The organism is Rhizobium sp. TAL182, from assembly GCF_002117725.1.
In the GTDB taxonomy this organism is placed as follows: domain Bacteria; phylum Pseudomonadota; class Alphaproteobacteria; order Rhizobiales; family Rhizobiaceae; genus Rhizobium; species Rhizobium esperanzae.
Genome location: NZ_CP021024.1, coordinates 4,148,730 through 4,174,315, shown reverse-complemented (window position 1 = coordinate 4,174,315; position 25,586 = coordinate 4,148,730). Strand labels below are relative to the sequence as shown.

Genomic DNA, 25,586 nt, shown 5'->3' with positions numbered 1-25,586 from the left:
AACTTCAATTGACAGATGCGGAGCGTTTGATGACCGGTTCCGGTTCAGAGACTCTATTGCCTCGGCGCAGGCGGCGGCGCAGATCCAACTGGCGCGGCCTTGCCTATATCGCGCCGGCCATGGCGCTGGTCATCGTCTTCTTCATCATGCCGGTTCTCTTCACGGGGTGGATGAGCCTGCATAACTGGCCGTTGATGGGGGCGTCGCGCTGGATCGGCTTCAACAATTATTTCCGAATGGTCAACGACACTCGCTTCATGGCGGCACTGAATTTCACCGCCTATTACACCGTGATCGTCACCATTGCGATCTTTGCCGTCGCCTTTCCGCTGGCAATCTTCGTCGAGAAGGAACGGCAGTTCGTCAGCGCCTACCGCACGATCATCTTCCTGCCTGTCGTGGTCGGCCTTGCCACCGCCTCGCTGCTCTGGGTCTGGCTTGCCAATGTCGATAGCGGCTTCATCGGCCCAGCCTTGAAGGCGCTCGGTCTTCTGGAAAAGAGCCCCAATCTGCTTGCGACCTTCGACACGGCCTTTCTGACTGTTGTGGTGATGGTCGTCTGGAAGATCGCCGGCTTCACCATGATCATTCTGCTGACCGGGCTTCAGGCCATTCCGTCCGAGCTGACGGAGGCGGCCCGCATCGACGGCGCCGGCCGCTGGCAGCGTTTCCGGCATCTGACGCTGCCGCTGATGCGTAAGACGATCGCGCTGGCGCTGATCGTCTCGGTCACCGGCTCGATTCTTGCCTTCGACCAGTTTTACATCATGACGGCGGGCGGACCGCAGAACAAGATGATCTCGGTGGTCTATTACGTCTTCAACCAGTCCTTCGTCTCCTTCAATCTCGGTTATGGCGCAGCGCTTTCGATCGCCCTTCTCGCCATCCTGGTTGCCATCAGCATCGTCCAGCTCTGGCTGCTTCGCGTCGGGGAGGAGCGTCCATGACGACGTCAAGGCAACGCCGCGCCCGCAAGGCCATCCGCACGAAGTCGGCCTATCATCTCACCGGCATCGCCATTTCGATCTTCTTTCTGGCGCCCTTCGCGATCACGCTGCTCGCCTCCTTCCGGCCGGGTGCCGAAGCCAGCCTGCCGCCCTTGCCGCCGTGGCCGACATCCGGGGTCAGCTTCGATGCCTATGCGCTGCTCGATACGTTCGGCGCCGGCATCTGGCAGCACATGATCAATTCGCTGTTGGTGTCGGTCGCCACCGTGGTGCTGACTGTTCTGGTCAGCCTGCTCGCGGGCTATGGCTTCTCGCGTTATCGCTTCCCGATGAAGAATGCGCTCTTCGTGCTGATCATCGCCACGCTGATGATTCCGTTCCAGTCGATCCTGACGCCGCTCTTCATCATCCTGGCAAAACTCGGCCTCAACAATTCGCTGCTCGGGCTGACGCTCGTCTATGTGACGCTGCAGCTGCCTTTCTCCGTTTTCATGATGCGCAATGCCTTCGACGCCGTGCCGAAGGAAATCGAAGAGGCCGCGCGCATCGACGGCGCGCGCGATCTGAGGCTCCTGGCGCGGGTTCTCCTGCCGCTGGTGCTTCCCGGTGTTGCGACGGTGGCGATCTTTGCGTTCCTCAATGCCTGGAACGAGTTTCTCGCCGCGCTTGTGCTGCTCTCGAGCAATGAGAAATACACCCTGCCGGTGCTGATGACGGCAGTTCGCGCCGGGCGGCTCGGCGCCATCAACTGGGGAGCGGTGCAGGCCGGTGTCGTCGTCATGACGATCCCCTGCCTGATCGTCTTCCTGCTCCTGCAACGCTACTACATGCGCGGGCTGATGGCCGGCGCGGTGAAATGATCCCAAGAAGGTAGAGCCCATGACCAAGTCAAGCAACGACCGCCAGTTTCGCCCCGTCGCCGTTCCCGATGTCGAGCTCGGCGGGTTCTGGGGCAAATGGCAGGATGCCGTCTGCAATTCGACCGCCGAGACCCTGCTCGACCGCTGCGTCGAAGCCGGCATGCTCAAGGCGATCGACGTCAGTCAGCCGAGCCCCGGCGTCGTCATTCCCATTCAGCCGTGGGGCGGGACGACGCAGATGTTCTGGGATTCCGATCTCGGCAAGTCGATCGAGACCATCGCCTATTCGCTTTATCGCCGGCCGAACCCGAAGCTGGAGGCTCGGGCCGATGAGATCATCGACATGTATGAGCGGATGCAGGATAAGGACGGTTATCTGAACGCCTGGTTCCAGCGCGTCGAGCCATCCCGCCGCTGGACCAACCTGCGGGACCATCACGAGCTCTATTGCGCCGGCCACCTGATGGAAGCCGCGGTCGCCTATTATCAGGCGACCGGCAAGCGCAAGCTGCTCGACATCATGTGCCGCTTCGCCGACTACATGATCAAGGTTTTCGGCCATGGAGAGGGTCAAATACCAGGCTATTGCGGCCATGAGGAAGTCGAGCTGGCACTGGTCAAGCTCGCTCGCGTGACCGGCGAGAAGAAATATCTCGACCTCTCGAAATTCTTCATCGATGAGCGCGGCACCGAGCCGCACTTCTTCACGGCCGAAGCGGCTCGCGACGGCCGGAGCGCTGCCGACTTCCATCAGAAGACCTATGAATATGGTCAGGCGCACTTGCCGGTACGAGAACAGACGAAGGTCGTCGGCCATGCCGTGCGCGCCATGTACCTCTATTCCGGCATGGCCGACATCGCCACCGAATACAAGGACGACAGCCTGACGGCAGCTCTGGAAACGCTCTGGGACGATCTGACGACCAAGCAGATGTACATCACCGGCGGCATCGGCCCGGCCGCGTCCAACGAAGGTTTCACCGACTATTACGACCTGCCCAATGATACGGCCTATGCGGAAACCTGCGCCTCTGTCGGTCTGGTCTTCTGGGCAAGCCGCATGCTCGGGCGCAGGCCGGACCGGCGTTACGCCGACATCATGGAGCAGGCCCTTTATAACGGCGCGCTGCCCGGCCTTTCCACAGACGGCAAGACCTTCTTCTATGACAATCCGCTCGAAAGTGCGGGCAAGCACCACCGCTGGAAATGGCACCATTGCCCCTGTTGCCCACCGAACATCGCCCGGCTGGTGACGTCGATTGGCTCATACATGTATGCGGTTGCCGATGATGAGATCGCCGTACATCTCTATGGCGAAAGCACCGCCCGGCTGAAGCTTGCCAACGGCGCCGAGGTGGAGTTGGAACAGGCCACCAACTATCCGTGGGACGGCGCCGTCGCCTTCACGGCCAAGCTGGCAAAGCCGGCCCGGTTTGCACTGTCGCTGCGCATTCCGGATTGGGCGGAGGGCGCAACCCTCAGCGTCAACGGGGCGATGCTCGACCTCGATGCTCATGTCCGCGACGGATATGCGAGGATCGACCGCGAATGGGCGGACGGTGATAAGGTGGCCCTCTACCTGCCGCTGGCGCTTCGCCCGCAATATGCCAATCCGAAAGTGCGCCAGGATGCCGGCCGCGTCGCCTTGATGCGCGGTCCGCTCGTCTATTGCGTGGAAACAACGGACAATGGCAAAGATCTCAACGCCATCGTTCTGCCCCGCGAACTCCCGGCCGCCGAAACCGTCGTGCTGAAGGACCTCAATGATGCCGTCGCCCTCGATCTCAAGGTCGAGCGTGAGGAAACATCGAATTGGGGCAATTCGCTCTACCGCAAGGCGCCGGCCGAAAGGCGGGTCGCCACCGCACGCTTTGTGCCCTATCATCTCTGGGACAACCGCGCGCCCGGAGAGATGCTCGTCTGGGTCCAGGCGGACAAGTAGGTCGTTTGGGGATGACGAACGGTATGGGTAACAAGAGCGTCGTCCTTCAGGACGTGCGAAAAAGCTATGGCAATCTGCAGGTGGTCCATGGCATCGACCTGACGATCGAGGAGGGCGATTTCGTCGTCTTCGTCGGTCCGTCCGGCTGCGGAAAATCGACGCTGCTTCGGATGATCGCGGGTCTTGAGGACGTGACCGATGGGGAGATCGAGATCAAGGGACGTGTTGTCACCGATCTCGATCCGTCCGAGCGCGGCATCGCCATGGTCTTCCAATCCTACGCGCTCTATCCGCATATGAGCGTGCGCGACAACCTGGCCTTCGGACTGAAGATGGCGCGTACGAATGGTGCGGAGATCGAGACGCGCGTCAAGGCCGCCTCGGCGATCCTGAAGATCGACCATCTGCTCGACCGGCGGCCCGGGCAGCTTTCCGGCGGCCAGCGCCAGCGTGTGGCGATCGGCCGGGCGATCGTGCGCGAGCCCGATGTTTTCCTGTTCGACGAACCGCTCTCCAATCTCGATGCAGAGCTGCGCGTTTCCATGCGCATCGAGATCGCCCGCCTTCATCGCGAGCTCGGCAACACGATGATCTATGTCACCCATGATCAGACCGAGGCGATGACGCTCGCCGACAAGATCGTCGTGCTGCGTGACGGTCGCGTCGAGCAGGCCGGAACACCGCGCGAAATCTACGAGAATCCTTCGAATACATTCGTGGCGGGCTTCATCGGCTCGCCGAGGATGAATCTCCTGAATGCTCGATGGGGCGAAGACGGTCTGGTCGACGTTGCCGGCGGGCGCGTCGAAAGTGGCCTGTTGCCGAAAGACAGGCCGGCCGGTGCGGCCGTGACGCTCGGTCTGCGGCCGGAGCATCTGAAGGTGGCCCCGGAGCTCACAGGCAGCATGACGGCAAGGGTCGATTTTTCGGAATATCTCGGCGGAACGCAGTATCTCTACTGCCAGCTCTGCGATGGCCAGTCGCTCACCGTCGAGCACCGGTCACCGACCAGCATTGCTGCCGGGGAAGAGGTCAGCCTGCAGTTCGAGCCGTCGAATTGCCGATTGTTTGACGAAGGCGGCAATCGGCTGCGATAATCGCCGCCCGAACCCTCACCCGACAAGATCGAGTTTCATCAGCGCCGACGCGCGCTGCCGGGCCTGCCTGTCGGCGTTGAAGACATCGTCCATGCCGGCAGCCGGCGGCAGGCCGGCCAGATCATCCATGACCCTCTCGGTGACCTCGGCCATGGCGAGGAAGGACAGGCGCCCTTCGATGAAGGCCTCCAGCGCCACTTCCTTGGCGCCGTTCAGCACCGCGCCCTGAACGCCGCCGCGCGTCATCGCAAGGCGCGCCAGCCGCAGGGCGGGGAACCGCACCTGATCCGGCGCTTCGAAATCCAGTCTCGCGAGCCTTGCGAAATCCAGCCGCTCGACCGGCAGGTTCGGCCGGCGCGGAAAGGACAGCGCGTACCCGATGGCGGTGCGCATGTCAGGTGCGCCGAGCTGCGCCAGCACCGAACCGTCGGTATAGCCGACCATGGAATGAATGATCGACTGCGGATGGAAGATCACCTCGATCTGCTCGGGCCTCAATCCGAAAAGGTGGCGGGCTTCGATCATCTCCAGCGCCTTGTTGAACATCGAGGCGCTGTCGATCGAGATCTTCAAGCCCATCGACCAGTTCGGATGGGCGCGCGCGGTTTCCACCGTCACATCGGCCATCTCCTTCAACGAGGCGGTGCGGAAAGGGCCGCCCGAGGCGGTCAGGACAACACGCTCGACGGCATGGCGCTGGTTTTCTTCCAGCACCTGGAAAATCGCATTGTGCTCGCTGTCGACGGGAAGCAGCCTGCCGCCGCCGGCGCGGATCGCCCCGATGAAGAGATCGCCGGCCGACACCAGACATTCCTTGTTGGCAAGGGCGATATCGGCGCCACGGCGTGCAGCGGCCAGTGTCGGCGCCAGACCCGCGGTGCCGACGATTGCCGCCATCACCCAGTCGGCTTCGCGGTCAGCTGCCTCCATGAGGCCGGATTTCCCCGACGCGACCGCGATGCCGCTGCCGGAAAGTTCGCTTTTCAGCGCTTCATAATGCCGGTCGTTTGCCGTCACCGCCAGCCGCGCGCCGAAGGATCTGGCCTGCCGGGCGAGCAGCTCGACATTGCCGTTGCCTGTCAGAACGGAAATTTCGAAGTTCTCCCGCCCGCCCAGATGTTCAACAACATTGAGGGTATTGCGGCCGATCGACCCGGTGGAGCCGAAGATGCTGAGGCGCCGCGGCGCGGTTTTGCCGGTCATCATTTGGAGTTTCGCGAAAAATGTCTCTCGTAGGCTCAGGCTCTACTAGGGTTTGGAGGGTGCGGCAAGTGTGCGGTGCAGCAGATATCGGCCCTGCAGGGGTTTACAGAGCGGCGGCTGGATGTGATCCTTAGGACATTCCTGAAGGGGATGTGATTCCCCTGCGGCCTCTCGCAGGCACATGGGCAATCGGGGCGCTGTGGCGGCCATTGAAAAACGGGCACTTGGCTGCCCTCGGCTTTTTCGGCCAACATTAAATCGAGGATGACATCGGGATGAACGGCTTGGCCGTGCTGCCCGTCCACGTTCTCTGCGGGCACTTTGGTGCGGTATCGTGCCATTCGATGAGCCGGCACGTGTCAGGTCAAAGCGATCGGATCACATGACGATATTCAGAATAATCATCCTTCTTTTCGCCATCCTGTCTTCGCTGAGCGCGGCTGCAAAGGCGGACGACCTGCTGATCTGGTCGCCTGCCAAGGTTTCGGATCGGTCGTACAAGGCGACGATGGGTTTTCGTCTGCCGGCGGAATGGGAGACGAGCGCCGGCGCCGACCTCGCATTGGCAGCGACAAAAGGCGGTGCGCCGCTGCCCGATTCCGAACAGGCCATGCTCTGGGGCAGGATCAGCAAGACGAGTGTTACGCCGGCAGGCCAAGCGCAGCAGGGCGCCAGGGTCAGCGTCGACACGCTGCGCGGCAGCGGCGCGCTGACGCTCAGCCGCTCGCGCAGCTGGATCCTGTCGGATTCGCTCGACATGCAATCGAGCCGCTCCGTCAGCGTCCGTTACGATCCGGTCGATGCCAGGGAGACTTCGGTGACGGCGTTGCAGGCGCTGAAATTGATCCATCCCTGGACGGGAACCTCGCTTTCGGCAGGCGCAGGCGTCAGCAATGCCAGCGGCGACTTCTCGAGCACGGTGGCGGTCAACCAGGCCATCCTGCCGAACCTCAACCTCGATGCCTCGGTCAGCAATCCGTTCTCGCCCGATGAGGCCGGCAGCGTCAATCTTCGCTATCGCGTGCAGTGGTAGCGGTACGAAACCAAACGAGGCTGGTGGCGTTTCTTCTTCAGGTTTTTCGGAGGAATGGAATATGGTTTTCAAAGAGCCGACATTTCACGGGCTTGCGCCCGAAATGGAAGCGGAGATCGCCAATCGCGCATCTCTCGAGGCCGCCGTCGCCAATGCATTGGCAATTGCCGGCGGCATCGATGCGTCGGATGTGGAAGTGACGATGGAGGAAGATCAGGTCGTGTTGACAGGCACTGTTGGTACGGTCGGGGAGATCGAACGGGCAACCGCCGTCGCCAGGGCGGTGGAAGGCGTGACCGCGGTGCAGAACCGAATCCTGCTCAGCGGGTCTGCTAGGGGCGACCCGCATTGATATTATCGAAACTCGCTTGCGATCGCCGGTCTTGCCGGCCGCACGCTGTTACGCCGGTGCTCGGCTGATCAACCTGCGAAGCGCTCGACGAGGAAGGATGAACCTTCCAGGCGATCGGTCTTCGCTGCGGTCACCGGCCCCTGCGGCTGATAGGCGATGGCAAGCAGCAGAGCGCTGACGGCGACATAGGCGATTGCCAAAAGAGTCATCTTGATACGCATGATGCGTTCTCCCATTTTCGCGATAAACGCGGCCGATGTCGCGAAGTTCCTGATGGCGAAATCAGAGGAAAGGCCCGACCAGGGGAGGAGCGGCCGGGCTTTTCGTGCATAGACACTGCCTTATCGGCAGATCCGGGTCTCCTTGATGATCGTATGGCCGTGACGGCGGATTCTTTCCGTCTTGGTGAAGCAATCATCGGAGACGCGGCGCATCATGTGGTGGCGATAATAGGGGCCTTCCGAATCGCTATAATAAGGACGTGGGTTATCCGTGGTGATCGTCACGCTGGCCGCCTGGGACGGCATGGCGGAAAGGACGGACGCTGCAGCGAGCGTGCAAGCAAGGATAAACTGTTTCATGACGAACCTCTCTTTCTCAGTTGCTCACGGGAGCGACTTGTTGGTCATAGTCTCAACTCGTCGGAAGCGCCGCCGGTTCAATCACATAGCGTTACCGATTGTATCGAAGGCAGAAACCTTTGCGGCCGCGGATCGTTAGCGCAGATGCACAGCCGGAGGCCTCGATCGTGGGACAGATTGCAAGGATCATCGCCATTGTCGCCGGACTTGCCGGCGGCACGGTGTTTTCGCAAGCGCCTGAATTTGCGCAGCAATATCGCCAGCGGATCGGCGGCGCGATCGATGAGCTGCGTGTCATCGTCGAGGACTTCAACCGCCAAGCCGCCCAGCATCAGCTCGACCGCGAGCAGGCGCTGAACGCCTATGCCCAATCTTCCGACGATTTCCTGCGCGACCGCGGCGTCTCGATGCAGAGCACGATCGCGCGTTACGAAGAACTGCAGTCGCAGCAACTGAAACTCGGCACCGCCGCCCCCGTCGCCAAGCCCTTCCTGCTGCTGAGGAATGCGGATGATGTGGTTTTCGCCAATACCTGGCGCGACTTCGTGCCCGGGGTGCCGATGAGCTTTGCCGGCCTCGTCTGGGGCGCCATCGGTTTTGTCGGCGGATCGGTTGTGGCGGCGCTGCTGGGATTGGGGGCACGACGCGTTGGACGCCGACGAGCCTATCGTCAGGTGCCGTGAGCATATACGGGAGTCAGGCGCCGCCCTGCTGCCCATCTTTAAGACGAGATCAGTCATTCCACTCCTCCCGCAGCATGCGAGGAAGCAGACGACTTAAAGCAAGCGGCCGCTGCACGACGCCCTGCCTAGCTCAATGAAGAACGGCGATGGCCGTTACGCCAGCTTCGTCCGCGGCGCGAATAATCGCCGCCCTCAGTTGCTCAGATTTAGCGTTACCCTTCACGACGTCCAGGCAGATTTCAATCGCAGCAAGGAACTCCTTTCCGTCGTCGTAAGGGAACTCGTTCATCAGCGCGTGGGCGGCCCCCACGGCCGTCCTGACGGAAAAAAGCCGTTCCGGGTTGTTAAAGAGAAGGATGACGGGATCGAATTCGATCGAAGTGCCCCATTCCATTACACAATACTCCTGATGGGATGGCATATTGTTAACGGTGCAAGGGGCGTGCCACTGCGCGCGACGGTTTACGCAAAAGCTGGCATGGCATCGAAAGGCAATGAATTGGCACCTCGAAAGAGGGCACAATGCATCGTGAACGGGGATGCTCACAGCCGAGCTCGACATCATCTTTGAAGGTATAAGCCGGAGAAATCCGATGTCAGCCACGTATCGAGCCGCTTGCCGCTGCCTCGTTTGAATCCCTGGAAATCAACGGAAGCAGCTGCAAAACGATTGCGACATGCGGCGGCAACATTTCGATGTAGATTGTTTGATAGTGGTGATCCCGGCGCGATTCGAACGCGCGACCCCCAGATTAGGAATCTGATGCTCTATCCTGCTGAGCTACGGGACCACTTGCACGCCATGCATACAAAAGGCTTGGCGCGAAGCCAAGCCTTAATTCTTGTCAAAGGCCGAGGCGTTGTTCGGCGAGGCGGACCCAGTAGGAGATGCCGTGGGCGATGGCTTCGTCGTTGAAGTCGTAGGCCGGGTTGTGCAGGCCGGCGCTGTCGCCGTTGCCGATGAAGATGAAGGCGCCGGGGCGGGCGTTGAGCATGTAGGAAAAGTCCTCGCCGCCCATCATCGGATCGATTTCGGCATTGACGTTGGCCTCGCCGGCAATGGCGCTGGCGACGGCCACCGCATGCTCGGTTTCGTCGGGATGGTTGACGGTGACGGGGTAGTTGCGGTTGAAGCTGATTTCGGCCTCGGCGCCATGGGCTGCGACCATGCCCTCGATGATCTGCCGGAAGCGCGTCTCGGCGAGCGTGCGCACCTCGCTGTCGAGGGTGCGCACGGTGCCGGCGAAGGTCGCGTCATTGGGGATGACGTTATGGGCGAAACCGGCATTGAACTTCGTCACCGAAACGACGACAGAGCTGATCGGATCGGCGGTGCGCGAGGCGATCATCTGCAGATTGCCGACGATCTGGGCGGCGATGGCGATCGGGTCGATCGTCCGGTGCGGCTGGGCGGCGTGGCCGCCGCGGCCCTTGATGGTGACGGTGAATTCGTCGGTCGCCGCCATGATGGCGCCCTTGCGGATCGCGAACTGTCCGACGGGCAGGCCCGGCAGGTTGTGCATGCCGTAGACCTCTTCGATGCCGAAGCGCTCCATCATGCCATCCTTGACCATCAGATTGCCGCCGCCGCCGCCTTCTTCGGCGGGCTGGAAGATGACGGCGACATTGCCGTTGAAATTGCGGGTTTCGGCGAGATATTTCGCGGCGCCGAGCAGCATGGCGGTATGGCCGTCATGGCCGCAGGCATGCATCTTGCCGGGTGTCTTCGAAGCCCAGGGCTTGCCGGTGACTTCGGTCAGCGGCAGGGCATCCATGTCGGCCCGCAGGCCGATCGTGCGGCGGCCTTCGCCCTTGCCCTTGATCAGGCCGACGACGCCGGTGCGGCCGATGCCGGTGACGATCTCGTCGACCCCGAATTCCTTGAGTTTTTCAGTGACGAAAGCGGCCGTGTTTTCCACCGCGAAAAGAAGCTCGGGCCGGGCATGGATATGGCGGCGCCATTCGGCGACTTCGTCCTGCAATTCGGCGGCTCTGTTCAAAATCGGCATATTGGCTTTCCTGTTATCAAATCCCGACAATCGTTCGTCGCTTCAATGGGCGTGAGGCCCATGCAAATTACTTCGTCAATGACCTTTGCCATGTCATAGCCATATAGGCTAGATAGATGAAGGTTGCGAGATTTTCCGGACATCTGAAGGACGAACCGTGTCGACGAGCCACTTCCGTTTGTTTGCCGCCATGCGGCCGTTTCGTTTCATGATTGCCGCGACTGCCGCTTTTGTCGCCTCCGTTTCGCTCGTTCAGGCCAATCCACATATTCTCGTCGACGTGCAGACAGGCCGCGTCCTCGAACACGAAGAAGCCTTCCGCAAGTGGTATCCGGCCTCGCTCACCAAGCTGATGACCGTCTATACCGTCTTCGATGCGATCCGCGCCGGTCAGATCAGCCTCGATACGCCCATCGTCATGAGCAAACGCGCCGCCGCACAGCCAGCCGCCAAGATGTATTTCAAACCGGGCCAGAAGCTGACGCTCGACAGTGCGTTGAAGATCCTGATGGTGAAATCGGCCAACGATATCGCGGTTGCGGTCGCAGAAGCCGTCGGCGGTACGCAGGAAGGTTTCGTGACTCGGATGAACGGCGAGGCGCTGAAGCTCGGCATGACGGATTCGCATTTCGTCAATCCGAACGGCCTGCCCGGCAAAGGCCAATACACCACGGCGCGTGACCTGGCGGTGCTGACGGTGGCGTTGCGCCGCGATTTTCCGCAATATGCTGCCTATTTCGCGCTCGAGGGCTTCACCACTGGCCAGCAGAACGTGCCGAACCTCAACATGCTGATCGGCCGTTTCGCCGGCGCCGACGGCATGAAGACGGGTTTTATCTGCGCCTCGGGCTTCAACCAGATCGGTTCGGCGACGCGCAACGGCCGTACGCTTGTTTCCGTCGTGCTCGGCACGGACAGTCTCGCGGCGCGCGCCGATGCGACGGCGAACCTGTTGCAGAAGGGCTTTACGACGCAGTTTCCCGGAAACGAGACGCTCGGTTCGCTGAAGCCCTACGGGCCGGGACAAGACCAGGTGACCGACATTACCGCTGATATCTGCAGCGCCAAGGGCGCCAAGGTGCGCAGCGAAACGCGAGACGAGGTCGGCCGCATGAAGGTGCACTCGCCCTATATTCTGGAAATGGACCACGACCCGCAATTCGTCTTCGCCGGCCTCATTCCGGGGCAGGACCCGCAGCCGCCTCAGCAGCCGGAAAAGGTGGCGACCGGCGATACGGCTGGCGGCATCGCCAACGTCCCGGTGCCGCTGCCGCGCCCGACCGCGTTTTAAGACAAGATGGGCTTCTAAGGTAAGGCAGATATGAGCGCGTTCAACGACAGGATTCCGGTCACCATCCTGACCGGCTTTCTCGGCGCCGGCAAATCGACGCTGCTGAACCGCATCCTCAAAGACCCTGACATGAAGGATGCGGCTGTCATCATCAACGAATTCGGTGATGTCGGCATCGACCATCTGCTGGTCGAAAGTTCCGGCGATTCGATCATCGAGTTATCCGACGGCTGCCTCTGCTGCACGGTGCGCGGCGAACTTGTGGATACGCTGGCGAACCTGATGGACGCCGTGCAGACGGGTCGCGTCAAGCCGGTGAAGCGCGTCGTGATCGAAACGACCGGCCTTGCCGATCCGGCGCCCGTCATGCAGGCGATCATGGGCAATCCCGTCATCGCCACGAATTTCGAACTCGACGGTGTCGTGACGGTCGTCGACGCAGTCAACGGGCTGCAGACGCTCGACAATCACGAGGAAGCGCGCAAGCAGGCGGCCGTTGCCGACCGGCTGATCGTCTCGAAGACATCGATGGCAGGCGCAACGGCCGGGCTGGAACAGCGCTTGCGGGCGCTCAATCCACGCGCGGCGATGATGGATGCCGACGGCATGGACGCCGGCAGCGCCGCGGTGCTGGTGAACGGGCTCTACGATCCGGCGACGAAGATCGCCGATGTCGGCCGCTGGCTGCAGGACGAGGATGCGCATGAGGCGCATCACCACAATCACGGCCACGATCATGATCACAATGGCGCTCACCATCACCATGGCCACCGCCATGATCACAGCCATGCGGGTCAGGATCCGCACGACGTCAATCGTCACGATGCCTCGATCCGGTCTTTCTCCATCGTCGAAGAGAAGCCGATCGATCCGATGGCGCTCGAAATGTTCATCGATCTCCTGCGCTCGGCCCATGGCGAGAAGCTGCTGCGGATGAAGGCGATCGTTTCGGTCTCCGATCGGCCGGAACGGCCGTTGGTGCTGCACGGCGTCCAGAGCATCTTCCATCCGCCGGTGCGGCTACCGGCGTGGCCGGATCCGCAAGACCGGCGCACGCGCATGGTGCTGATCACCAAGGACCTGCCCGAGGCCTTCGTGAAGGATCTCTTTGACGCCTTCCTCGGCAAGCCGCGGATCGATACACCGGATCGTCAGGCGCTGTCCGATAACCCTCTCGCCATTCCGGGTTTGCGCATCTAAAGGCGCGCCGCATCGTGCTATCCGAAAATCGAGTCCGATTTTCTGGCCGATGCGCTGGCGACATGTTTTACCGCTTGCGGATCAGGAAGCGATGACCGCTCTCGGTCTTTTCCGTCTCGACCAGTTCGTGGCCGTCCTCATTGCAGAAATGCGGCATGTCGATCACCGCCATCGGATCGCTGGTGTCGACGAGGATGAGCGTGCCGCTTGCCATGGCGGCAAGCTTCCGGCGTGTCTTCATCACGGGAAGTGGGCATTTCAAGCCGCGAAGATCGTAGAGAACGGGGTTCAAGCCGTTCAGTTCCGCGCCCAGAACTTCCAGAACGGCTTCTTTGCCGCGGCTTCTGCCGTCTCCTGTGGTTCCGGCGCGGGCGCGGTATAGGCGAGCGGATTCTGCATCGGCACCGGCACGACCGCAGGCGTCGCGGCGGCGACGGTCGTTGCCTGCGGCTGGGCCGGCGTTGCGGGTGTGGCGCCGGCTGCGGAGTTGGCGGTGAGGCTCTGCGTCGTGCGCTTGGCCATCAGGTCTTCCAGTTCGGCGACCTTGACCATGCGGCCGGCTTCGAGCGAGGTGCCGGTCGGCGCGAAGGCGAGTTCGCGGCCCTTGCGCGTCTTGGCGACGACGGCTTTGCGCTCGGCTTCGGACGGGTCGTACCAGGCCATGCCGTCATATTTGCTCATCGCCTTGGCGTAGTCGGCGTCATAGGTCTTGCCATAGGAGGCCAGGGCTGCCGCCAGTGCCGGCGGCGTCGACATGGCAGGGCATTTGCCGGCGGCATTGAAGGCGCCGCCATCGGTTGCCTGCTGGTTGAAGACATATTTCTTCTCGCAGACGTTCACCTCGGGCGGGCGCTTCGTCACTTCGAAATTGTCGTAACCGACCTTCAGCATCTTCCAGAAGTCGTTGTTCGGGTCGAGCCGATGCTTGACCATGTTTTCCGCCGTCATGCGGAACGGGAAGGCTTGCAGTTGCACCGTCGACTGGCCGCCCTTGAAAGCGTCGCGGGCAAAGGCGTAGATCTCCAGCACCTGCTGGTCGGTCATCGAATAGCAGCCGGAGGACGAGCAGGCGCCGTGGATCATCAGATCGGAGCCGGTGCGGCCGTTCACCGCGTCGTAGCGGTTCGGGAACCCGGTGTTGATCGCCAGATAATATTTCGAATTGGGATTCAGGTTGGCGCGCGTCAGCTCGTAGAAGCCTTCCGGCGCCTGCCGATCGCCGGTCTTGACCTTCGGACCGAGGCGGCCGGACCAGGCGCAGATCTTGTAATCGGCGATCTTGTCGAAGCGGTTGTCGGTCTTCGCTTTCCATATCTCCATTGCACCTTCTTCCTTGAAGATGCGGATCATGATGGGCGAATTGCGGTCCATGCCCTTGGCGGCCATGGCGTTGAGGATATGGGGAGGGAGCGGCTGCTCGACCTTGTTCTTGACCTTGGAGAGATCGACCTGCGCCACTTCCAACGTGTCATTGCAGCCGGTCAGAGCCAGCGCCATGAGGGAAACATAGGCAAAATGACGTATGCGCATCCAAATTAGCCCATAAAGATAGTGCGACCCGGTCCGCCTATGGAGTTCGGGCACTGGAAGGAATCATAGGCGGTTTATACTTTATAAAACCTTACCAGCCTATGACGTGCCCCGAACATCCCCGCAAGCGCGAATGTTACAGATAATATCAATGTGGCCAAGATTTGGCCCCAATCGCTGAAAAGCGCAACTTGTCTTAGAGGTTGCGGCCCATATTGAGGAATTTCTGACGCCGCTCGTTGCGCAGCTGTTCGCCGGAACGCGATGCCATTTCGCCGAGCGCATTGGCGATTACATCGCCGGTTGCGGCTATCACACTGTCGGGGTCGCGATGGGCGCCGCCGAGCGGCTCGGAAATGATGCCGTCGATGACGCCGAGCGATTTCAGGTCTTCGGCGGTGATCTTCATGTTGGTCGCCGCTTCCCGGGCGCGGGTCGAATCGCGCCAGAGGATGGAGGCCGCCCCTTCCGGCGAAATGACGCTGTAGATTGAATGCTCGAGCATATAGACCCTGTTGCCGGTGGCAATTGCGATCGCGCCGCCCGAGCCGCCTTCGCCAATGACGACGGAAACCAGGGGAACCTTGACGCCGAGGCACATTTCTGTCGAACGGGCGATCGCCTCGGCCTGGCCGCGCTCTTCGGCGCCGACGCCGGGATAGGCGCCGGCCGTATCCACCAGCGAAATGACAGGCAGGCCGAAACGGTCGGCCATCTCGAGGATGCGGATCGCCTTGCGGTAGCCTTCCGGGCGGGGGCTGCCGAAATTGTGTTTCAGGCGGGACTTGGTGTCGTTGCCCTTTTCCTGGCCGATGACGGCGACGGGCTGACCGCGAAAGCGGGCAAGCCCCGCCTGGATCGCAGCGTCCTCGGAAAACTTGCGGTCGCCGGCAAGCGGCGTGAATTCCTGGAACAGCGTCTTGGCGTAATCGACGAAATGCGGGCGCTGTGGATGGCGGGCAACCTGCGTCTTCTGCCAGGCATTGAGCTTGGAATAGATTTCGACGATCGCTTCGCGGACGCGAACCTCCAGCCTGCCGATCTCATCGGTGGTGTCGATGCTCTCGTCTTCCGATGCGAGCTTCTTCAGCTCGATGATCTTGCCTTCGAGGTCGGAGATCGGCTTTTCGAAGTCGAGATAATTGTGCATGAGGTGCGTTTCCGTTCCTTGTGCCCGGGGCGTTTTCCTGGCTCCGCCCCTTGTCGCCGGTCCTATTCGTGCTTTTTCGCCCGTTTGGCAAGGGGGTGATGCGTCTGGACGAGCTGCTGCAGCCTCTCTTCGAGCACATGCGTGTAGATCTGTGTGGTCGAAATGTCCGAATGGCCGAGGAGTTCCTGCACGACGCGCAGATCGGCGCCGTTGGCGAGCAGATGGCTGGCAAAGGCGTGGCGCATGACATGCGGCGAGATCAGCGACGGCGCCAGGCCGGCGCGGATCGCCAGGTTTTTAAGGTCGCGTGCGAAAACCTGGCGTGGCAGATATCCCTCCTTGGAAGCGGCGGGAAACAGCCAAGGGCTTTCCTGCGGCTCCTTCGCTGCGGCGGTTTCGGCGGCCAGCAGCCGCCCATACGACTTCAGGGCCGCGATCGCCGAGTGCGACAGCGGCACCAGCCGCTCCTTGTTGCCCTTGCCGCGGATCATCAGGAAGCGCCCCTCCTGGTCGAGCACGCGGGCGGGAAGCGAGACGAGTTCGCTGACGCGCATGCCGGTGGCATAAAGCAGTTCCAGCAGCGCCAGCATGCGCAGGCGCTGCAACTGGCCCGGAGCCGGATCGTCGGCCTCGGTCTGCGCTTGGGACAGCAGGCGGCCGACCTCCTCGACCCCCATCGTCTTCGGCAGCGGACGCCCCTTCTTCGGCGCGTCGAGAACGCCTGTGGGGTCGTCGGTGCGCAGGCCCTCGGCATAGAGGAACTTGTAGAATTGCCGCATGGCGGCAAGCCGGCGTGCCTGCGAGGAGGGCTTGAAGCCCTGGCGCGCCAGCGAGGCGAGATAGGCGGCCAGGTCGGTGGAGGCGGCTTCGGTCAACCTTATGCGGCGGCCGTTCAGGAAAGCGCTGACATCGTCGAGGTCGCGCTGGTAGGATTGCAGGGTGTTGGCGGCAGCCCCACGTTCGGCGCTCATCATTTCCAGGAAGGATTCCACGTGGACGCGGCTTAGATCCATCTCACTCACTTCCCGGTCGTGTCGATCGTGCCCGTCGCCGGCGGGTTGACCCGCTCGGAGGGAATACGGATCGTCACGTCGCGCTGCTGCGGCTCGACGAAGGTCACGAGCGCCCACATCGCTCCGTAAACCGTCCCGGCGAGGATCGCGCAGAAGAACAGGAAACGGAACAGGGTCGGCATCCGGCAACTCCTTCATGCTCTGCTTCTGTTATAAGAAGCGTATTCGCAAGTGCAAGAAGCGCCATTCAAGCCATGATTCCCTTGTCCGCGACTTGACGCTCCACCTGCATTTGTCGATACGGTTTGCAAACAAAGTGTGAATGGACCGATGAGTGAACCACTGCTGACCGTTGCTGACAGCCTGAAAGACAGAGCTCGCGCTGCGCTCGGTTCACGCAATCTGGTCCTCGTCGGTCTGATGGGCGCCGGGAAATCCTCCGTCGGGCGTATCGTCGCCAGCCAACTCGGCATTCCCTTCATCGACAGCGATCATGAAATCGAGCGGGTGTCGCGCATGACGATCGCCGAACTTTTCGCAGCCTATGGCGAGGAAGAGTTCCGGGCGTTGGAAACGCGGGTGATGAAACGGCTCCTCAAGAGCGGACCACGTGTCGTCTCCACCGGCGGCGGCGCCTTCATCAACGACCGCACGCGCAGGCATATCAAGAAGGGCGGCCTTTCGATCTGGCTGAAGGCGGACCTCGACGTGCTTTGGGAGCGGGTCAACAAGCGTGACACGCGGCCACTGCTCAAGACCGAAAATCCGAAGCAGACCCTCGAAAGCCTGATGAACGCGCGTTACCCGATCTATGCGCAGGCCGACCTCACCGTACTCTCGCGTGATGTGCGCAAGGAAATCATGGCAGACGAGGTGCTGAAGGCCGTGGCCGAACAGAAAGAAAGTGCAGCATCATGAATGCGATAAGCTCCACCTCATCAGTCCAGACGGTGCATGTGCCGCTCGGCGAGCGCGCCTACGACATCCTGATCGGGCCGGGGCTGATTGCGCGGGCCGGCGCCGAGATCGTCTCGCGTCTCAAGGGCCGCAAGGCGGCCATCATCACCGACGAAAATGTCGCGCCGCTCTATCTCGAGACCCTCGCCGCGAGCCTGAATGCGGCAGGCATCGTCTCGGCCGAGGTCGTGCTGCCGGCCGGCGAAAAGACGAAGAGCTTCGAACATCTCATTGATGTCTGCGACAAGGTGCTCGAAGCCCGGGTCGAACGCAACGACTGCGTGATCGCGCTCGGCGGCGGCGTCATCGGTGACCTTTCCGGCTTTGCGGCCGGCATCGTCCGCCGCGGCGTACGCTTCGTGCAGGTGCCGACTTCGCTGCTGGCGCAGGTCGATTCCTCTGTCGGCGGAAAGACCGGCATCAATTCCCCCCGCCATGGCAAGAATCTGATCGGCGTCTTCCATCAGCCGGATCTGGTCCTGGCCGATACGGATGTGCTGAATACACTGAGCGAGCGGGAATTCCGCGCCGGCTACGCCGAAGTCGCAAAGTATGGGCTGATCGACAAACCGGATTTCTTTGCCTGGCTGGAAGCGAACTGGAAGTCGGTGTTTACGGGCGGCTCCGCCCGCATAGAGGCCATCGCTGCCAGCTGCCAGGCGAAAGCCGATGTCGTCGTTGCCGACGAACGTGAGACCGGCCAGCGGGCGCTGCTCAATCTCGGCCACACGTTCGGCCATGCGCTGGAAGCGGCGACCGCCTATGACAGCCGCCGCCTGGTGCACGGCGAGGGTGTTGCGATCGGCATGGTGCTGGCGCATGAATTCTCCGCCCGGATGAACCTTGCAAGCCCCGACGATGCGCGGCGCGTCGAGCGGCACCTGCGGGAGGTCGGCCTGCCGACCCGCATGTCCGAGATTTCGGGCGAGCTGCCGCCGGCCGAGGTGCTGATGGAGGCGATCGCACAGGACAAGAAGGTGAAAAGCGGCAAGCTCACCTTCATCCTGACGCGCGGTATCGGCCAGTCCTTCGTCGCCAACGATGTTCCGGCATCCGAAGTGCTCAGCTTTCTCCGGGAAAAACATCCTTGACGACGATCGAAGGCGTTCTGACATTTGTCGCGGCCTATTGGCCGGAGATCCTTTCGATCGCGGCGCTCGTGCTGACGTCCGCCTTCTTTTCCGGCACGGAGACTGCGCTCACCGCCGTTTCGCGCAGCCGCATTCATACGCTTGAGGTCAACGGCGATGAACGCGCCGGCCTCGTCCGGCAGCTGATCGAACGGCGCGACCGGCTGATCGGTACGCTGCTGATCGGCAACAATCTTGCCAACATCCTCTCCTCCTCGATCGCCACCAGCCTCTTCCTTGGGCTGTTCGGCGGTTCGGGCGTGGCGCTGGCGACACTCGCCATGACCATCATTCTCGTCATCTTCGCGGAAGTGCTGCCGAAGAGCTGGGCGATCTCGGCGCCGGAACGCTTCGCGCTTGCCGTCGCACTTCCCACCAGACTGTTCGTCGCCGTCGTCGGCCCGGTGTCTTCCTTCGTCAATGCGGTTGTGCGGCAGATCCTGGCGCTGTTCGGCATCAATCTTTCGCGGGAAGTATCGATGCTGACGGCGCATGAGGAGCTGCGCGGCGCCGTCGATCTGCTGCACCGCGAGGGTTCGGTGGTGAAGGCCGACCGCGACCGCCTCGGCGGCGTGCTCGATCTCGGCGAGCTGGAACTCTCCGACATCATGGTCCATCGCACCAAGATGCGGGCGATCAACGCGGACGATCCGCCGGAAGCGGTGGTGCGCGCCATTCTTGAAAGTCCCTATACGCGCATGCCGCTGTGGCGCGGCACGATCGACAACATCATCGGCGTCGTCCACGCCAAGGATCTGTTGCGGGCGCTTGCCGAACCGCACATGGAGCCGCAGAATCTCGATATCGTGAAAATCGCGCAGAAACCGTGGTTCGTGCCGGACAGCACCAATCTCGAGGACCAGCTCAACGCCTTCCTGCGGCGCAAGCAGCATTTCGCCGTCGTCGTCGACGAATATGGCGAGGTGCAGGGCATCGTCACGCTGGAGGATATTCTCGAGGAAATCGTCGGCGACATTTCCGACGAGCACGATATCGAGATGCAGGGCGTGCGTCAGGAGGCGGACGGCTCGGTGGTCGTCGATGGCAGTGTGCCGATCCGCGATCTCAACCGCGCGCTCGACTGGAACCTGCCCGACGAGGAGGCGACGACCATCGCCGGGCTCGTCATCCATGAATCGATGACCATCCCGGAAGAGCGTCAGGCCTTTACCTTCTACGGCAAGCGTTTCGTCGTCATGAAGCGGGAGAAGAACCGCATCACCAAGCTGCGCATCCGCCCCGCGCAGGAAGACGATGCGAAACCGGTGTGATCCGTTGGATTGCCCGCATCCTATACCCATATAGGCTGCTGTGCCTCTACCAGCGGGTCGGTTCGCCGGGTGCGGCGGGTTCGACGGCCAGCGCATGCAGGCCGGCATCAAGCTCCGGTTTCAACAGGTCGGTGATCGCCCGGTGGCGCGCCAGGCGGGAGAGGCCGGTAAATTTTGCCGAAACAATCCTCACCCGCATGTGGGTTTCGCCGGTGCCTGTGATGTCAGGCTGGTGGCCGGCATGCAGATGGCTTTCGTCGACGACGCTCAGGCGTTCGGGCGCGAAGGCTTCGACAAGTTTTTCTTCGATGCGGGTCCGCAGGGTCATCATCCGGTCTTGCTGCTTGGCGAAAAGGGTTCCCACCAAGCCAGCAACATTCCCATTTGTCAATTCTTGTTGTCGCCTCGCGACAGCCTCATAATTAGCGCCGCCATGAGACTTGATTCCAAATATTTCGATCGCATCCGCACACGCCGCAAACGCGAGCAGGAGGCAGAGCAGGCACCGCCTACCTGCCAGTGGGACGGCTGCGACAAAAAAGGCTCGCATCGCGCTCCCGTGGGACGCAATGCGGAAGGCCAGTTCTTTTTGTTCTGCTTCGAGCACGTCAAGGAATACAACAAGGGCTATAATTATTTCTCCGGGCTTTCGGACGGCGAGATCGCGCGCTACCAGAAAGAGGCGATCACCGGCCATCGTCCGACATGGACCGTCGGCGTCAACAAGTCGGCCAAGGATAGTCCGCTGCATTCCGAGGTGCGCTCCGGCGCCTATACACGGGTTCGCGATCCCTTCGGCTTCGTCAAGGAAGGCGGCAGGGGCAGCGGCCCGCGCTTTCCCCAGACACGCAAGCTGAAATCGCTCGAAAGCAAAGCCTTCGACACGATGGGCCTCAACGCCAATGCGACGTCGGCAGAGATCAAGAGCCGCTACAAGGAACTGGTCAAGAAGCACCATCCGGATGCCAATGGCGGCGACCGCGGCTCGGAAGAGCGTTTCCGCGCCGTCATCCAAGCCTATCAATTGTTGAAGCAGAACGGTTTTTGTTAATTCCCGTCCTTGCTCTTGGGCTTCAATCGGGTATGGTCCAAATCGGCTGAGGCCGCAGGCAAACGCGGCTCCTATCTGCGTGTTTTCCCGACATCGCCTCGGCCGACCTTCCGGACGCGGCGTTTCTTGTCCGGGACTCTTTCAAGAATGCTCGCACGCGGTCATTATCCCGCCGAGGTTTCGTTTCAGTCCCGGAGAAGTATCGCCGACGTTCCGACCTGGACGGGCGCGGAATAAAATCGCGGCGTCACGGTTGCGACATGGCCTGAGACAGTTTGGCCGGGTGGCTTCACCCGCCTTGGAGACATGATGAGCAAGATCGACCTCGATATTTCAGAACTGCCCGATACCACCGTTTCGGTCCGCGAGACCTTCGGCATCGACTCCGACATCCGCGTTCCCGCCTACAGCAAGGGCGACGCCTATGTGCCGGATCTCGATCCCGACTACCTGTTCGACCGCGAGACGACGCTCGCCATTCTCGCAGGCTTCGCGCATAACCGTCGCGTGATGATCTCCGGCTATCACGGCACGGGCAAATCCTCGCATATCGAGCAGGTGGCGGCGCGCATCAATTGGCCCTGCGTGCGCATCAACCTCGACAGCCATGTCAGCCGTATCGATCTCGTCGGCAAGGACGCGATCGTCGTCAAGGACGGGCTGCAGGTCACCGAATTCAAGGACGGCATCCTGCCCTGGGCCTATCAGCACAATGTCGCGCTCGTCTTCGATGAATATGATGCCGGCCGTCCCGACGTGATGTTCGTCATCCAGCGGGTGTTGGAATCGTCCGGCCGCCTGACGCTGCTCGATCAGAGCCGCGTTATCCGGCCGCACCCGGCCTTCCGCCTGTTTGCCACCGCCAATACGATCGGCCTCGGTGACACCACGGGCCTCTATCACGGCACGCAGCAGATCAACCAGGCGCAGATGGACCGCTGGTCGATCGTGACGACGCTGAACTACTTGCCGCATGATCACGAAGTGAACATCGTCGCCGCCAAGGTGAAGAGCTTCGGCAAGGACAGGGAAGGGCGCGAGATCGTCTCGAAAATGGTCCGCGTCGCCGATCTGACACGCGCCGCCTTCATGAACGGCGATCTTTCGACTGTCATGAGCCCGCGCACTGTTATTACCTGGGCCGAGAATGCAGAAATCTTCGGCGACCTCGCCTTTGCCTTCCGCGTCACCTTCCTCAACAAGTGCGACGAGCTGGAGCGCCCGCTGGTCGCGGAGCACTATCAGCGCGCCTTCGGCGTCGAGCTGAAGGAAAGTGCTGCCAACATCGTCCTCGGAGCCTGAGGCCCGACCGATCATGGCAGCTCGCGGTGACAATTCGAAAGCAAAACCCGGCGCGCCGGTCGACGTCGAGCCGTTGCGCCGGGCGATATCCGGTTGCGTCCGCTCGATCGCCGGCGACGGCGATGTCGAGGTGACCTTCGCCAATGAACGGCCTGGAATGACCGGCGAGCGCATCCGTCTGCCGGAGCTTTCCAAACGGCCGACGGCGCATGAGCTGGCGGTCACCCGCGGGCTCGGTGATTCCATGGCGTTGCGCCTGGCCTGCCATGACGAGAAGATGCATACGACGATGGCGCCGCAGGGCTCGGACGCCCGGGCGATCTTCGATGCGGTCGAGCAGGCGCGTGTCGAATCGATCGGGACACTGCGCATGGAGGGCGTGGCGGCGAACCTGCGCTCCATGACGGAAGAGAAATATTCCAAGGCGAATTTCACCGGCATCGAGCGCCAGGAAGACGCGCCGATCGGCGAAGCCGTCGCCATGATGGTGCGCGAGAAGCTGACCGGCCAACGCCCGCCGGCCTCGGCCGGCAAGGTGCTCGATCTCTGGCGCGGTTTCATCGAAGACAAGGCGGGGGCTGAACTCGGCAACCTGTCGGGCGCGATCAACGACCAGCAGGCCTTCGCCAAGGTCGTCCGCAACATGCTGTCGGCCATGGAAATGGCCGAGGAATACGGCGACGACGACAGCGAAGCCGACAATGACGATCAGTCGGAGCAGGAAGACCAGCCGAGCGGCGATGAGCAGGACCAGGACGAGGTCGACGAGGATGCCGGCACCGATGCCGCGCCCGTGGAGGACAGTGAAGTCTCCGACGAGCAGATGGAGGACGGCGAGACTGAAGGCGCCGAAATCTCCGACGACGACATGATGGAAGAGGGTGAGGACGATTCGGAAACGCCGGGCGAGACCCGCCGTCCGAACACGCCTTTTGCCGATTTCAACGAGAAGGTCGATTATCACGTCTATACCGAAGAGTTCGACGAGATCATCACCGCCGAGGAGCTCTGCGATGCCGCCGAGCTGGAGCGCCTGCGTGCCTTTCTCGACAAGCAGCTGGCGCATCTGCAGGGCGCAGTCGGGCGTCTCGCAAACCGGCTGCAGCGCCGCCTGATGGCGCAGCAGAACCGCTCCTGGGATTTCGATCTGGAAGAGGGCTATCTCGATACGGCCCGGCTGCAGCGCATCATCATCGATCCGATGCAGCCGCTCTCCTTCAAGATGGAGCGCGACACACAGTTCCGCGACACGGTCGTCACCCTGCTCATCGACAATTCCGGCTCCATGCGCGGCCGGCCGATCACGGTTGCCGCCACTTGCGCCGATATTCTTGCCCGCACGCTGGAACGCTGCGGCGTCAAGGTCGAGATTCTCGGCTTTACGACCAAGGCCTGGAAGGGCGGGCAGGCGCGTGAGACCTGGCTTGCCGGCGGCAAGCCGCAGACGCCGGGTCGTCTCAACGACCTGCGTCACATCATCTACAAATCGGCCGACGCGCCGTGGCGGCGCGCACGCGCCAATCTCGGGTTGATGATGCGCGAAGGCCTGCTCAAGGAAAATATCGACGGCGAGGCGCTGATCTGGGCGCATAACCGCCTGCTCGCCCGCCGCGAGCAGCGCCGCATTCTGATGATGATCTCGGACGGCGCGCCGGTCGACGATTCGACGCTGTCGGTCAATCCGGGCAATTATCTCGAGCGGCATCTGCGCGCCGTCATCGAGCAGATCGAGACGCGCTCGCCTGTCGAATTGCTGGCGATCGGCATCGGTCACGACGTGACGCGCTACTATCGCCGCGCCGTGACGATCGTCGATGCGGACGAGTTGGCCGGGGCGATGACCGAACAGCTTGCCTCACTCTTCGAAGATCAATCCGCCCAGCCGCGCGGCGGCCGGTTACGCCGTGCCGGCTGACGCTCCTGGAAGGAAACACGTGGAATGATGGTCAAGCGCCTCTGCCGTGCGGCATCGGTCTTGCTCTGCCTGGCAGGGGGCGCTTCCGCGGCGATGGCCGGCGACGAAATACCCGTCATTGGCCGACAAATTAGCGATTTCAGGATCGGATCGTCGGAGACGACGTTCGGATCGCTGGAATTTCTCGGCGGGCTGGAGATGGTTTCCAGCCGCGCGCTGTTCGGCTCGCTTTCCTCCATCCGTTTCCGGCAGGACCAGAAACACTTCATCGTCGTCCTCGACACCGGCCAGTGGCTGACCGGCAGCATCGAGCGCGATGCCAAGGGCAGGCTTTCGGGCCTTTCTCAGGTCGAGATCACCCCGATGAAGAACCGCGCCGGCCGCAGTCTCGAGGGCAAGGGCTATATGGATGCCGAGGGCCTGGCGCTCGACGGCGACCGCATTCTGGTCTCTTTCGAGCAGAACCATCGCGTCGATGCCTATCCCGATCCCGGCTTTGCCGCATCGCGCGCGATCGCGACCCTGCCGATCCTCATCCCACGCAAGATGCTGAGCGACAATCGCGGTATCGAAACCATAGCCGTGGCGCCCGCCTCCAGTCCATTGAAGAGCGGCGTGGTCATCGTCTCCGAGCGCGGTCTCGACAGCGAGGGCAACCGGATGGCGGCTATTCTCAGCGGCCCGCTGAAAGGGCTGTTCTCGATCAAACGCGACGGCAGCTTCGACGTGACCGACGGTGCCTTCCTGCCGGACGGCGACCTGCTGCTCCTGGAGCGGCGGTTCAATATGGCTGAAGGCATAGGCATGCGCCTTCGGCGCATCAAAGGCGCCGATATCCGGCCGGGGGCGATCGTCGACGGCGAATTGCTGATCGAGGGCAATTTCAACTCGCAGATCGACAATATGGAAGGGCTTGACGTGTTCCAGTCCTCCGACGGCACGGTCCATGTCATTATGGTGTCGGACGACAACCACTCGATCCTGCAGCGCAATCTGATGCTGGAATTCCGGCTCGCCGATCGCCACGTGCTCAGCGCGGCGTCGGATTGACGTCACATGCCTCGGCTAT

General features: G+C 61.9%; 27 protein-coding genes and 1 tRNA gene. 16 read left to right on the top strand and 12 right to left on the bottom strand.

The features are described from left to right. The first annotated feature begins 29 nt into the window (after positions 1-29). The 4 genes from Tal182_RS20790 to ugpC are packed head-to-tail and all read left to right on the top strand — an operon-like array spanning position 30 to position 4,846. Positions 30-947, top strand: a complete 918-nt coding sequence (locus Tal182_RS20790) for a sugar ABC transporter permease (protein WP_064811472.1) — start codon at positions 30-32, stop codon at positions 945-947. Further along, positions 944-1,807 (top strand): carbohydrate ABC transporter permease, encoded by an 864-nt coding sequence (locus Tal182_RS20785; RefSeq protein ID WP_011427038.1) that lies wholly within the window; start codon positions 944-946, stop codon positions 1,805-1,807. Before Tal182_RS20790 ends, Tal182_RS20785 begins: the two co-directional genes overlap by 4 nt. Before the next feature lie 19 nt (positions 1,808-1,826). Continuing rightward, positions 1,827-3,749 carry a glycoside hydrolase family 127 protein gene (locus Tal182_RS20780; protein WP_085860603.1) on the top strand — a complete coding sequence of 641 codons (1,923 nt, stop codon included), beginning with the start codon at positions 1,827-1,829 and terminating at the stop codon, positions 3,747-3,749. 11 nt (positions 3,750-3,760) lie between these two features. After that, the gene (gene ugpC, locus Tal182_RS20775) at positions 3,761-4,846 is read left to right on the top strand and encodes a sn-glycerol-3-phosphate ABC transporter ATP-binding protein UgpC (RefSeq protein ID WP_085860602.1); all 1,086 of its coding nucleotides are present in this window, start codon (positions 3,761-3,763) and stop codon (positions 4,844-4,846) included. Positions 4,847-4,861: 15 nt separating this feature from the next. On the opposite strand, the gene dxr is transcribed toward ugpC, so the two are convergent. Beyond that, positions 4,862-6,052 carry a 1-deoxy-D-xylulose-5-phosphate reductoisomerase gene (gene dxr / locus Tal182_RS20770; protein ID WP_085860601.1) on the bottom strand — a complete coding sequence of 397 codons (1,191 nt, stop codon included), beginning with the start codon at positions 6,050-6,052 and terminating at the stop codon, positions 4,862-4,864. A 379-nt stretch (positions 6,053-6,431) separates the two neighbouring features. Between dxr and Tal182_RS20765 the strand changes: the two genes are divergently transcribed. Both Tal182_RS20765 and Tal182_RS20760 read left to right on the top strand, forming a co-directional pair. After that, positions 6,432-7,082 carry a hypothetical protein gene (locus Tal182_RS20765; RefSeq protein WP_085860600.1) on the top strand — a complete coding sequence of 217 codons (651 nt, stop codon included), beginning with the start codon at positions 6,432-6,434 and terminating at the stop codon, positions 7,080-7,082. A gap of 61 nt (positions 7,083-7,143) precedes the next feature. After that, on the top strand, positions 7,144-7,434 hold the full coding sequence (locus Tal182_RS20760) for a BON domain-containing protein (protein WP_064805340.1): 291 nt from the start codon (positions 7,144-7,146) through the stop codon (positions 7,432-7,434). 68 nt (positions 7,435-7,502) lie between these two features. Here the strand turns inward: Tal182_RS20760 and Tal182_RS32360 are convergent, their stop codons facing one another. Next, positions 7,503-7,655 carry a hypothetical protein gene (locus Tal182_RS32360; RefSeq protein WP_164517809.1) on the bottom strand — a complete coding sequence of 51 codons (153 nt, stop codon included), beginning with the start codon at positions 7,653-7,655 and terminating at the stop codon, positions 7,503-7,505. Between the two features lie 120 nt (positions 7,656-7,775). Continuing rightward, positions 7,776-8,015 carry a hypothetical protein gene (locus tag Tal182_RS20755; RefSeq protein WP_085860599.1) on the bottom strand — a complete coding sequence of 80 codons (240 nt, stop codon included), beginning with the start codon at positions 8,013-8,015 and terminating at the stop codon, positions 7,776-7,778. A 167-nt stretch (positions 8,016-8,182) separates the two neighbouring features. Between Tal182_RS20755 and Tal182_RS20750 the strand changes: the two genes are divergently transcribed. Further along, complete coding sequence (locus Tal182_RS20750; RefSeq protein ID WP_085861010.1) at positions 8,183-8,698, top strand: DUF2937 family protein; 516 nt, start codon at positions 8,183-8,185, stop codon at positions 8,696-8,698. 130 nt (positions 8,699-8,828) lie between these two features. On the opposite strand, the gene Tal182_RS20745 is transcribed toward Tal182_RS20750, so the two are convergent. The 3 genes from Tal182_RS20745 to Tal182_RS20735 form a co-directional block, all read right to left on the bottom strand. Further along, positions 8,829-9,092 carry a DUF982 domain-containing protein gene (locus Tal182_RS20745; RefSeq protein ID WP_064805335.1) on the bottom strand — a complete coding sequence of 88 codons (264 nt, stop codon included), beginning with the start codon at positions 9,090-9,092 and terminating at the stop codon, positions 8,829-8,831. A gap of 320 nt (positions 9,093-9,412) precedes the next feature. Further along, positions 9,413-9,489, bottom strand: a tRNA-Arg gene (locus Tal182_RS20740). Between the two features lie 54 nt (positions 9,490-9,543). Continuing rightward, the gene (locus Tal182_RS20735; RefSeq protein WP_085860598.1) at positions 9,544-10,707 is read right to left on the bottom strand and encodes a M20 aminoacylase family protein; all 1,164 of its coding nucleotides are present in this window, start codon (positions 10,705-10,707) and stop codon (positions 9,544-9,546) included. A gap of 157 nt (positions 10,708-10,864) precedes the next feature. Between Tal182_RS20735 and Tal182_RS20730 the strand changes: the two genes are divergently transcribed. Both Tal182_RS20730 and Tal182_RS20725 read left to right on the top strand, forming a co-directional pair. Continuing rightward, the gene (locus tag Tal182_RS20730) at positions 10,865-11,998 is read left to right on the top strand and encodes a D-alanyl-D-alanine carboxypeptidase family protein (RefSeq protein ID WP_064805331.1); all 1,134 of its coding nucleotides are present in this window, start codon (positions 10,865-10,867) and stop codon (positions 11,996-11,998) included. A 30-nt stretch (positions 11,999-12,028) separates the two neighbouring features. Then, on the top strand, positions 12,029-13,198 hold the full coding sequence (locus Tal182_RS20725; RefSeq protein WP_085860597.1) for a GTP-binding protein: 1,170 nt from the start codon (positions 12,029-12,031) through the stop codon (positions 13,196-13,198). A 67-nt stretch (positions 13,199-13,265) separates the two neighbouring features. Here Tal182_RS20725 and Tal182_RS20720 read toward each other — a convergent pair whose 3' ends face one another. The 5 genes from Tal182_RS20720 to Tal182_RS32355 all read right to left on the bottom strand — a co-directional run bounded on the left by Tal182_RS20720 (position 13,266) and on the right by Tal182_RS32355 (position 17,073). Then, a complete protein-coding gene (locus Tal182_RS20720) occupies positions 13,266-13,490 on the bottom strand; it encodes a sulfurtransferase TusA family protein (protein WP_085860596.1) in 225 nt (74 codons plus the stop codon). Positions 13,491-13,495: 5 nt separating this feature from the next. Further along, complete coding sequence (locus tag Tal182_RS20715) at positions 13,496-14,728, bottom strand: murein L,D-transpeptidase family protein (protein ID WP_064805326.1); 1,233 nt, start codon at positions 14,726-14,728, stop codon at positions 13,496-13,498. 196 nt (positions 14,729-14,924) lie between these two features. After that, entirely contained in the window at positions 14,925-15,878 is a 954-nt protein-coding gene (locus tag Tal182_RS20710) for an acetyl-CoA carboxylase carboxyltransferase subunit alpha (RefSeq protein WP_011427025.1), read from the bottom strand. A gap of 62 nt (positions 15,879-15,940) precedes the next feature. Beyond that, positions 15,941-16,891: a site-specific tyrosine recombinase XerD gene (xerD, locus tag Tal182_RS20705; RefSeq protein ID WP_085860595.1), complete on the bottom strand. Its 951-nt coding sequence runs from the start codon at positions 16,889-16,891 to the stop codon at positions 15,941-15,943. A 5-nt stretch (positions 16,892-16,896) separates the two neighbouring features. Continuing rightward, positions 16,897-17,073, bottom strand: a complete 177-nt coding sequence (locus tag Tal182_RS32355) for a hypothetical protein (RefSeq protein ID WP_020922424.1) — start codon at positions 17,071-17,073, stop codon at positions 16,897-16,899. Positions 17,074-17,221: 148 nt separating this feature from the next. Between Tal182_RS32355 and Tal182_RS20700 the strand changes: the two genes are divergently transcribed. Genes Tal182_RS20700 through Tal182_RS20690 form a run of 3 tightly spaced genes read left to right on the top strand, consistent with a single transcriptional unit; the run spans position 17,222 to position 20,249 of the window. Then, on the top strand, positions 17,222-17,809 hold the full coding sequence (locus Tal182_RS20700; RefSeq protein ID WP_085860594.1) for a shikimate kinase: 588 nt from the start codon (positions 17,222-17,224) through the stop codon (positions 17,807-17,809). Then, positions 17,806-18,939 carry a 3-dehydroquinate synthase gene (gene aroB, locus Tal182_RS20695; RefSeq protein ID WP_085860593.1) on the top strand — a complete coding sequence of 378 codons (1,134 nt, stop codon included), beginning with the start codon at positions 17,806-17,808 and terminating at the stop codon, positions 18,937-18,939. The genes Tal182_RS20700 and aroB overlap by 4 nt, the downstream gene beginning before the upstream one ends. Next, positions 18,936-20,249, top strand: a complete 1,314-nt coding sequence (locus Tal182_RS20690; protein ID WP_085860592.1) for an HlyC/CorC family transporter — start codon at positions 18,936-18,938, stop codon at positions 20,247-20,249. The genes aroB and Tal182_RS20690 overlap by 4 nt, the downstream gene beginning before the upstream one ends. A 46-nt stretch (positions 20,250-20,295) precedes the next feature. Here the strand turns inward: Tal182_RS20690 and Tal182_RS20685 are convergent, their stop codons facing one another. Then, on the bottom strand, positions 20,296-20,580 hold the full coding sequence (locus Tal182_RS20685) for a BolA family transcriptional regulator (RefSeq protein WP_170965835.1): 285 nt from the start codon (positions 20,578-20,580) through the stop codon (positions 20,296-20,298). Positions 20,581-20,682: 102 nt separating this feature from the next. Here Tal182_RS20685 and Tal182_RS20680 point away from each other — a divergent pair, with 102 nt between their 5' ends. The 4 genes from Tal182_RS20680 (at position 20,683) to Tal182_RS20665 (ending at position 25,567) form a co-directional block, all read left to right on the top strand. Further along, positions 20,683-21,300, top strand: coding sequence for a J domain-containing protein (locus tag Tal182_RS20680; protein ID WP_085860591.1), 618 nt, complete (start codon positions 20,683-20,685; stop codon positions 21,298-21,300). Between the two features lie 309 nt (positions 21,301-21,609). Next, positions 21,610-22,602 carry a cobaltochelatase subunit CobS gene (cobS, locus tag Tal182_RS20675; protein ID WP_064805316.1) on the top strand — a complete coding sequence of 331 codons (993 nt, stop codon included), beginning with the start codon at positions 21,610-21,612 and terminating at the stop codon, positions 22,600-22,602. A gap of 13 nt (positions 22,603-22,615) precedes the next feature. Continuing rightward, positions 22,616-24,517, top strand: coding sequence for a cobaltochelatase subunit CobT (cobT, locus tag Tal182_RS20670; protein ID WP_064805314.1), 1,902 nt, complete (start codon positions 22,616-22,618; stop codon positions 24,515-24,517). 24 nt (positions 24,518-24,541) lie between these two features. Continuing rightward, positions 24,542-25,567 carry an esterase-like activity of phytase family protein gene (locus Tal182_RS20665; protein WP_085860590.1) on the top strand — a complete coding sequence of 342 codons (1,026 nt, stop codon included), beginning with the start codon at positions 24,542-24,544 and terminating at the stop codon, positions 25,565-25,567. Positions 25,568-25,586: the final 19 nt, after the last annotated feature.

Excerpts from the sequence above, each read along its gene's own strand:
- Tal182_RS20790 (WP_064811472.1), top strand. The coding sequence starts at position 30 with ATGACCGGTTCCGGTTCAGAGACTCTATTGCCTCGGCGCAGGCGGCGG.
- Tal182_RS20785 (WP_011427038.1), top strand. The coding sequence starts at position 944 with ATGACGACGTCAAGGCAACGCCGCGCCCGCAAGGCCATCCGCACGAAG.
- Tal182_RS20780 (WP_085860603.1), top strand. The coding sequence starts at position 1,827 with ATGACCAAGTCAAGCAACGACCGCCAGTTTCGCCCCGTCGCCGTTCCC.
- ugpC (WP_085860602.1), top strand. The coding sequence starts at position 3,761 with ATGACGAACGGTATGGGTAACAAGAGCGTCGTCCTTCAGGACGTGCGA.
- dxr (WP_085860601.1), bottom strand. The coding sequence starts at position 6,052 with ATGATGACCGGCAAAACCGCGCCGCGGCGCCTCAGCATCTTCGGCTCC.
- Tal182_RS20765 (WP_085860600.1), top strand. The coding sequence starts at position 6,432 with ATGACGATATTCAGAATAATCATCCTTCTTTTCGCCATCCTGTCTTCG.
- Tal182_RS20760 (WP_064805340.1), top strand. The coding sequence starts at position 7,144 with ATGGTTTTCAAAGAGCCGACATTTCACGGGCTTGCGCCCGAAATGGAA.
- Tal182_RS32360 (WP_164517809.1), bottom strand. The coding sequence starts at position 7,655 with ATGCGTATCAAGATGACTCTTTTGGCAATCGCCTATGTCGCCGTCAGC.
- Tal182_RS20755 (WP_085860599.1), bottom strand. The coding sequence starts at position 8,015 with ATGAAACAGTTTATCCTTGCTTGCACGCTCGCTGCAGCGTCCGTCCTT.
- Tal182_RS20745 (WP_064805335.1), bottom strand. The coding sequence starts at position 9,092 with ATGGAATGGGGCACTTCGATCGAATTCGATCCCGTCATCCTTCTCTTT.
- Tal182_RS20735 (WP_085860598.1), bottom strand. The coding sequence starts at position 10,707 with ATGCCGATTTTGAACAGAGCCGCCGAATTGCAGGACGAAGTCGCCGAA.
- Tal182_RS20725 (WP_085860597.1), top strand. The coding sequence starts at position 12,029 with ATGAGCGCGTTCAACGACAGGATTCCGGTCACCATCCTGACCGGCTTT.
- Tal182_RS20715 (WP_064805326.1), bottom strand. The coding sequence starts at position 14,728 with ATGCGCATACGTCATTTTGCCTATGTTTCCCTCATGGCGCTGGCTCTG.
- Tal182_RS20710 (WP_011427025.1), bottom strand. The coding sequence starts at position 15,878 with ATGCACAATTATCTCGACTTCGAAAAGCCGATCTCCGACCTCGAAGGC.
- xerD (WP_085860595.1), bottom strand. The coding sequence starts at position 16,891 with ATGGATCTAAGCCGCGTCCACGTGGAATCCTTCCTGGAAATGATGAGC.
- Tal182_RS32355 (WP_020922424.1), bottom strand. The coding sequence starts at position 17,073 with ATGCCGACCCTGTTCCGTTTCCTGTTCTTCTGCGCGATCCTCGCCGGG.
- Tal182_RS20700 (WP_085860594.1), top strand. The coding sequence starts at position 17,222 with ATGAGTGAACCACTGCTGACCGTTGCTGACAGCCTGAAAGACAGAGCT.
- aroB (WP_085860593.1), top strand. The coding sequence starts at position 17,806 with ATGAATGCGATAAGCTCCACCTCATCAGTCCAGACGGTGCATGTGCCG.
- Tal182_RS20685 (WP_170965835.1), bottom strand. The coding sequence starts at position 20,580 with ATGATGACCCTGCGGACCCGCATCGAAGAAAAACTTGTCGAAGCCTTC.
- Tal182_RS20680 (WP_085860591.1), top strand. The coding sequence starts at position 20,683 with ATGAGACTTGATTCCAAATATTTCGATCGCATCCGCACACGCCGCAAA.
- cobS (WP_064805316.1), top strand. The coding sequence starts at position 21,610 with ATGAGCAAGATCGACCTCGATATTTCAGAACTGCCCGATACCACCGTT.
- cobT (WP_064805314.1), top strand. The coding sequence starts at position 22,616 with ATGGCAGCTCGCGGTGACAATTCGAAAGCAAAACCCGGCGCGCCGGTC.
- Tal182_RS20665 (WP_085860590.1), top strand. The coding sequence starts at position 24,542 with ATGATGGTCAAGCGCCTCTGCCGTGCGGCATCGGTCTTGCTCTGCCTG.